The organism is Desulfofundulus thermobenzoicus (genome assembly GCF_009428905.1).
Classification (GTDB): Bacteria; Bacillota; Desulfotomaculia; order Desulfotomaculales; family Desulfovirgulaceae; genus Desulfofundulus_A; species Desulfofundulus_A thermobenzoicus.
The window spans coordinates 1-6410 of the sequence record NZ_WHYR01000089.1 but is presented as its reverse complement, the minus strand read 5'-3'; the positions used below and the strand labels follow the sequence as shown (position 1 = coordinate 6410).

Genomic DNA, 6410 nt, shown 5'->3' with positions numbered 1-6410 from the left:
TGCCGGACAAACCGGTAGGCCGTATCTAACAGATCGCGGGAGGCGTCCGGCGCTCAAGAAACTTGAGTGTTGGACCGCTTCACGGTCAACGCAGGATGGAAACCCGGTGTGGTTTCCCCTTATGTCCGAGTGTCTTAAGCCCGTGAAGCGCCGTTTTTCCCGTCCGGGTGGGACTCCCGGGGCCGAGGTCTCCCTGTCGCTATAGCCTGCCCCCAGGAGCAGGCAAATCCAATCCAGAAAGGAGCGAAAGCCTGGTCATGGGGAGGCCGGGTTCACAAAAACCAACAATTGTTAGGTATTGTGAGCTTTTTTGAACCAGGTGATGTTTATTTTTAACAAACGATTGTGCAGCGAAAGGGGATCTATTTCGATTTTTCTCCTGGGGCTTTTTTTGACCGTGGTAATGGTAGGATTGCTCGTTGTGGCCATCATGGCAGCCGGGATAATGAAAAATGCTTACAAAAATTACGAAGACATCGATGCGGCGATAAAATACGCGGTGTTTGCGGACAACTTGAACGGCGCCATGACCGGCGTCATCCGGCTCGACCCGGACAATGCGAAAAGGTATTTTGTCACAGCCTACTCCATTATAACGAATACGGCTTACGGCGGGGATCGGTTCACCGGGGGGAGTTTTCCAGCTCCCGTCGTCCTGAAAGGATTCGATGTCATCAACGCAGGCGATCCCCTGCCGGACAAGCTCGGCGGCGCGAACGGCATGGCTGTCCAGCCGGGTTATCTGGTCACGATGGATGTGCCCGTTTTTCAGGGTACCATTCTGGGCATGAAAGTGCCGCCTTATTATATCACCATGCGGCGGTTCGCCAACGTAGGTTCCGTATCGGTTCAAAGTTGAGGCCCTCAGTACGGGCTTTTTTTGGGGCAAATATCAAAATCCAATCAAGGAGGGGAAATTTAATGTGGATAACTTGACGAATGAAAAGGGCAATATCAAGAAACTCGCGTGGGACCTCGGCATGGCTTTCGTGATCGTCGTTTTGTGCGTTTTCCTGGCTATCGTACTGGGGCCTTACGTCTTCCCCCTGCTGGGCAGGGTGTTTGATTTTATTTTAGGCTCATTTCACATGTAAGGGGGGTGAAACTAAAATGCTTGAAAAAATCAAGGACAAAGTGACCCGTCAAATTATTCGCTTAACGGTCATGGTTCAAAACGAAAAAGGCAACCTTCCAACGTTCGCCACTATTGCCGGGCTGACATTTGTGGCGGTAATGCTGATACTGGCCGGTTACGAAATACTGAAAATATTCTTCCCGGATTTCTTAAACGGAATGCTGAATGTGATCAAGCAGAAATTCACCATCCAGTAATTAACCAACTATTGCATCGGGGGCGCGGGCAGCCGTGCCCCCTATGGGGGTGATGGTTTGCTCGACAAAATAATTACCTTCATCGGCATACTGATATTCTTCCTGTTCTGTTTTTTCAGCTGCGTTGTCCTGTATGTGGGCATGGTGGAATGGTTTCAGCTACAATCCGAGGCCAATCTCATCGCCGACAGCATGGCGCAGTACGGCGGCTACACCAACATAGCCAACCAGCAGCTCAAGACATTCTGCGAAAAGGGCAAGCTCAACCCGGGCGCGATGACCGTTACGGTCGAACCGTCCGGCGGGCCGGTCCCTTACGGACAGCCGGTGTCCGTCCGCATAAGCTATCCGTTCAATCAGGTCGTCGATGCCGGCATATTTTCCAGCGTAATAAATTTTCCCATGCGGGTAAGCGCCGGAGGCGTCAGCCACTACGTGACGAACATGGTTACCGGAACGTCTCCGGTGCAGGTTCACTACTGTACGCCCTCGCTTTAAGGGGGACGGTTCGGTGGGTACCAAAGGAAGAGACGTCATAATGTGGCTGATCATAATCAACGGGGCAATCGCATTATTCACCGGCAGCGGGATATTGTCGTGCGTCGAGATCGTCCTGTGCGCTGCGTTTTTTTATTCCATACTGGAAGCGAGGCGGGCGATCAAGTACGAGTATATTCGCTTGGTGCCAGTCAACAGGCACTGGGCGAAACTGCTCGTCCGGAACAGAATCGTTGGATGCTGGGACAGGGCTTATGAAGTACACGTGAAATACCGTCCCGGTGAAGACGTTAGGAAACAGCGGGATGGCGTGGAAAGGGACCTACAGTTGATATACGAGACCCGACCAGGGCTTTACCTGTGGGAAACCGCCACGTCCGTGCCGGGAAGTTTCAAAAAACTGATCCGGGAGAAGGCGGCCGAGGGAAAGGCGTTCTGGGAAAAAGGCTGCTTTCTGCCGCGGCCGCCTTTCGTGTACGATGTGAAATTCAGGAAGCCGTTGCGACACGGCGCAATTCTTCACGAAGGAGCTGTGGTTATATTGAGCAAGAACATTGAAAAAGAGATTATTATTTCTTTTGCGTCTAAAGGCGGCCTAGGTGTTACAAAAATTGCAAAGATCAATGCCGGTGGTAAATTTGTAGATCTATTTCCAGTACTGAAAGTATTCAATTACTAGTCGTTTAAAGTTTTCAGAGCACTGTATCGTACTGTTACTTATGTCCTTGTAAAAGCTGTGCAAGGCTTCATCCAGACCTTCTTTTATGGAGAATAGTTGCTGTGGTGCATATTTATCACAAAATTCAATAAGCGAGCTATAAATATCGTCTGATTTAGATGTGTTTGTAGGGTCAATAATTTCCCATAGATGTTTGCTGCCAGTAATATATACGTCTGTCGCAGTGAATATGGACGGAAGAAATAAAAGATTTTTTGCGGGAAAAAGAATAGCAAAAGTAAAGTGGGTAAAAGGCGGCATGCATTCGATTTTCAACGCTAGGTATTCATCTAATTGAGCTTCTTTTATCCCTATGTATCCTAAGTATAGGACGCGATCTAAGCCCGATGGTGGTATATTTTTTACAATGCGTTCAATAAAGTTTTGAGCGGTTGGAACGTAGCAGAATCCTAAAAATGGTCCATTTCCTATTTGAATGTATGACATTTTTTCGACTAAAAAAATATCAAATGTTTGCATTTCAAGAGCACCCCTTTTTTGAATCTTGTTAAATTAAGTACATTTCGTTATTGTGGGCTGGTTTTCCTGTCTTTTACTGAAGAAGCATTAATTAATCAGTGCAACCAATTGCGCACAACGGTGCAATTCTTCACGAAGGAGCTGAAGCTGTTTGGAAAGAAAGAAATTGTTCGCCATCCTGATCTCTCTTTTCATTGCGCTGATAGTCACCCTGGTCATCATCCATGCGGGCAATGCCAAATACGTTCAGGCATCGAAGACCGTGAAGGCTTACGAAGCGGTGGGATTCATTCCAGCCCGGACGGTAGTGCAGAAAGACCAGGTGAAGGAAGTCCAGGTGCCGGCTTCCCTGAAGGGTCTGGCCACGGACGTGATCGGCAAATCTCTTCTAACCAGCGTGATGCCGGGGAACCTGATCTACCAGAACGAAGTATCCCCGCAGGGTCTCAAGCCCGGCTTTGCGAGCGTGACCGTACAGACTACGCTGGCCACTTCCGGTAACGTTACCGCCGGGGACACGGTGGACGTTTATGTTGCCGGGGACAACAGACAGGCAGCTAAGCTGGCGGGCGAAGTTGAAGTGCTGGCCGTGCTCGATTCCGGAGGGAACTACATCGCGCCGGGCGGCAACATCGGTGTCGGAGATGCGCTCAAAAGCGCGGGAACGAAAGTGCCTGCGGCGGTGGAGCTGATGGTGCCGGTGGACAAAGTACAGGACATCGTTGCGAACGCGAAACAGCCGGGAGTGTACCTGGTGAGGGTGAAGTAGGCCGGGTTTTACGCCCGGCTTTTTTATATCCTTTGTATACATATCGACATAAAGCGACATAGGGGGCGATTCTTCTGAAGAGATACTTTTGGATCTCCGTCTCGATTCTGCTTCTAAGCCTCTCGGCTGGCGCGATTTACCCGGAATGGATCAGGACGCCGGTAGCCGTCACGGTGAACAACCTGGAAGGCGTGGTACACGAGATCGATAAAGATAACCTGAACTTCTTTTTGTTCGTATTGCTGAAGAACCTGAGCGTGGCCCTGTTCGTCATTTTCGTCTGGGAAATTGCCCGGTTCGGCAACAGGTTAAGGCGATCGCTCGCCAGGGTTCTGCCGTTCAAGCTGGTACAACAAATTCTGTCTGTCCCGGTGGAGCGGTCGGCGAAATTTATTCCGGTCGTCGTTCTCGTGGTTAACGGCCTGATCATTTCCGGCGCGGTCTGGTATTTCAGCACGGAAGGGATACCGGCAAGCGTATCTGCGCTCGGCATGTTGCCACACGGAATACCGGAATTGTCGGCACTGTGCCTTGCATGCGGGATAGGGATGTCGGACATGATGGCTCATGACCGGGCGAGGACGTTTTTCAGGCTGGTTTTGCCGCTGTTTGTGGTAGCAGCAGTTCTGGAGACGTGGATTTCGCCGTTGGTAATGGCCTGGATGTGGGCTAAAACAGGGTTGTGAAGCGATGGGTGCGGCGGTAACATCGGTCATTTTCCTGTTCGGCTTGTTTATCGGCAGTTTCCTGAACGTAGTCATCCACCGGGTACCGCGAGGGGAATCGGTGGTTTTCCCCGGTTCACACTGCCCGGCGTGCGGCCATAAGTTGGCCCCGGTAGAACTCGTCCCGGTATTTAGCTACATATGGCTGAAAGGTCGGTGCCAGCAGTGCGGGGCGAAAATAAGCCTGCGGTATCCTCTGGTGGAACTGCTTACCGGCCTGCTGTTCGTATCTTTATTCCTGCGTTTCGGTATAAGCCTGACCCTGCTGAAATATATGGTCCTGGCGTGTATACTGGTCGTGGTGACATTCACTGACCTGGAACACATGCTCATCCCGGACAGGATAGTGGTTTTCGCGATAGTAGCCGGCGTCGTTCTGGACCTGATATTAAAAGCCAACCCTGTGCCCGTCCTGCTGGGGGCGATTATCCCAGCGGCTTTCCTGTATTTCCTGGCCGTAATTACAAAAGGCGGCGTGGGCGGCGGGGATATAAAGCTGGCGTTCGCTGCCGGGCTGTTTTTAGGATGGAGCAATGTCCTGGCTCTAATGACCGCGTTTTTCCTGGGCGGCCTGGCAGGAATAGCTTTGCTTATCAGCGGGAAAAAAGGCAGGAAAGACGCTATGGTGTTCGGGCCGTTTTTAGCTACGGGAATGCTGGCTGCAGCGGTCTGGGGCCAGGCGGTAATCAATTGGTACCTGAATTTTTTCGCTTGACTTTCTGTTGTCTTACGTATAACATGTAAGGCAAGGAGGTGTAAGGCAGTGCCGGTAGTAACGGTGTCGTCGAAAGGGCAGATAGTGATACCCTCTGAGATACGGAAAAAGCATGACATAAAACAGGGGGACAGGTTTGACATGCAAATGGTTGATGGTAAATTGGTTTTGATTCCCATAAACAAAAAACCGTTTATTAATCTATATGGAGCACTGAAGGGTAAAACCAGCTTAACCCGGTCGCTGCTAAGAGAACGTGCCCTGGAAATTGAAAGAGAAGAAGACAGGTGAAAGTTACGTTCTGGACGCTTATGCCCTTCTGGCTTTTTTGGAAGCGGAAGAAGGCGGGGAACTGGTCAAAAAACTGTTGTCTGATTCAAAGGTTCGCTTCTTCATCAGCGCGATTAATTTGGGAGAGGTTTATTATACCATTCTGCGGGAACGCGGCAGAGCGTCGGCTGAAAATTTCGAGTTTGAGCTGGTTCAAGCCAAGAATATTCGTATTGTGGATGCTACCTGGGATAGAGCCAAAATCGCGGGAGAGTTTAAGGCAAGAGGCCGGATTTCCTACGCGGATTGTTTTGCGGCGGCGCTGGCCCTAGAGAAAAATGCGCCGCTCTTGACGGGGGATCGTGAATTCGAGAGGGTTGCCGATAAAATTAAAATAGTTTGGTTAACGGAAAAAGCGTTGACTTAACCCGGTTCTTTTGGACTTAACAACAGCTACCTGATTCGCTGAACAAAGCTATATTCTAACAAATCCAATTTCAAGAGAGAATCATTTTTTTGGTTCTCTCTTTTTTGCGTCCCAAAAAACCATTTTGTCGGAGGTGGCGGAAACTATACGGTCAACGAAGATCGAAATCAACCTGAACGACCGAGATGCTGGTGGTACCAACACACACCACCGGGTTTTTCGTGAGGGGGGATGAGCTACGGCAAAGAAACCAATGGCCGCCCTGTCCGTGTCGGCGGCGATAGCGGCGGCATACTTCGTCGTGAAAAACACCGATTACTGTACAGCATCATCCTGTATGTACAACAAGTGTGAACGGTCAATAATTTTGGATAAAAAATGGCCAATAATTTTGGACGATTTTTTCCAGTTAATGAACATAATATCGTTCTGGGTGGTATGGAAGGAGCCCGTAGGGCGACTGGAATACCGCCCAG

At 50.0% G+C, this 6410-nt stretch carries 12 protein-coding genes; 11 read left to right on the top strand and 1 reads right to left on the bottom strand.

Annotated elements, in window-relative coordinates:
* The first annotated feature begins 310 nt into the window (after positions 1-310).
* The 5 genes from GFC01_RS17420 (at position 311) to GFC01_RS17400 (ending at position 2509) form a co-directional block, all read left to right on the top strand.
* Positions 311-859: a hypothetical protein gene (locus tag GFC01_RS17420; protein ID WP_152948421.1), complete on the top strand. Its 549-nt coding sequence runs from the start codon at positions 311-313 to the stop codon at positions 857-859.
* Positions 860-923: 64 nt separating this feature from the next.
* Positions 924-1094: a hypothetical protein gene (locus tag GFC01_RS17415; RefSeq protein ID WP_152948420.1), complete on the top strand. Its 171-nt coding sequence runs from the start codon at positions 924-926 to the stop codon at positions 1092-1094.
* A gap of 16 nt (positions 1095-1110) precedes the next feature.
* Entirely contained in the window at positions 1111-1332 is a 222-nt protein-coding gene (locus tag GFC01_RS17410) for a hypothetical protein (RefSeq protein WP_152948419.1), read from the top strand.
* A gap of 57 nt (positions 1333-1389) precedes the next feature.
* On the top strand, positions 1390-1830 hold the full coding sequence (locus GFC01_RS17405; protein ID WP_152948418.1) for a hypothetical protein: 441 nt from the start codon (positions 1390-1392) through the stop codon (positions 1828-1830).
* Between the two features lie 13 nt (positions 1831-1843).
* On the top strand, positions 1844-2509 hold the full coding sequence (locus tag GFC01_RS17400; RefSeq protein ID WP_152948417.1) for a hypothetical protein: 666 nt from the start codon (positions 1844-1846) through the stop codon (positions 2507-2509).
* On the opposite strand, the gene GFC01_RS17395 is transcribed toward GFC01_RS17400, so the two are convergent.
* Positions 2477-3028 (bottom strand): beta/alpha barrel domain-containing protein, encoded by a 552-nt coding sequence (locus GFC01_RS17395; RefSeq protein ID WP_152948416.1) that lies wholly within the window; start codon positions 3026-3028, stop codon positions 2477-2479. The genes GFC01_RS17400 and GFC01_RS17395 overlap by 33 nt on opposite strands.
* Positions 3029-3179: 151 nt before the next feature.
* On the opposite strand from GFC01_RS17395, the gene GFC01_RS17390 reads away from it, so the two are divergent.
* From GFC01_RS17390 to GFC01_RS19870, 6 genes are all read left to right on the top strand, one after another.
* Complete coding sequence (locus GFC01_RS17390; protein WP_152948415.1) at positions 3180-3797, top strand: CpaB family protein; 618 nt, start codon at positions 3180-3182, stop codon at positions 3795-3797.
* Positions 3798-3970: 173 nt separating this feature from the next.
* Complete coding sequence (locus GFC01_RS17385; RefSeq protein ID WP_479723390.1) at positions 3971-4483, top strand: stage II sporulation protein M; 513 nt, start codon at positions 3971-3973, stop codon at positions 4481-4483.
* A 4-nt stretch (positions 4484-4487) separates the two neighbouring features.
* Positions 4488-5237, top strand: a complete 750-nt coding sequence (locus tag GFC01_RS17380; RefSeq protein WP_152948413.1) for a prepilin peptidase — start codon at positions 4488-4490, stop codon at positions 5235-5237.
* 48 nt (positions 5238-5285) lie between these two features.
* Positions 5286-5528, top strand: coding sequence for an AbrB/MazE/SpoVT family DNA-binding domain-containing protein (locus GFC01_RS17375; RefSeq protein WP_152948412.1), 243 nt, complete (start codon positions 5286-5288; stop codon positions 5526-5528).
* Positions 5506-5934: a type II toxin-antitoxin system VapC family toxin gene (locus GFC01_RS17370; RefSeq protein WP_152948411.1), complete on the top strand. Its 429-nt coding sequence runs from the start codon at positions 5506-5508 to the stop codon at positions 5932-5934. The genes GFC01_RS17375 and GFC01_RS17370 overlap by 23 nt, the downstream gene beginning before the upstream one ends.
* Before the next feature lie 231 nt (positions 5935-6165).
* Positions 6166-6288 (top strand): hypothetical protein, encoded by a 123-nt coding sequence (locus GFC01_RS19870; RefSeq protein ID WP_279233515.1) that lies wholly within the window; start codon positions 6166-6168, stop codon positions 6286-6288.
* Positions 6289-6410 lie beyond the last annotated feature (122 nt).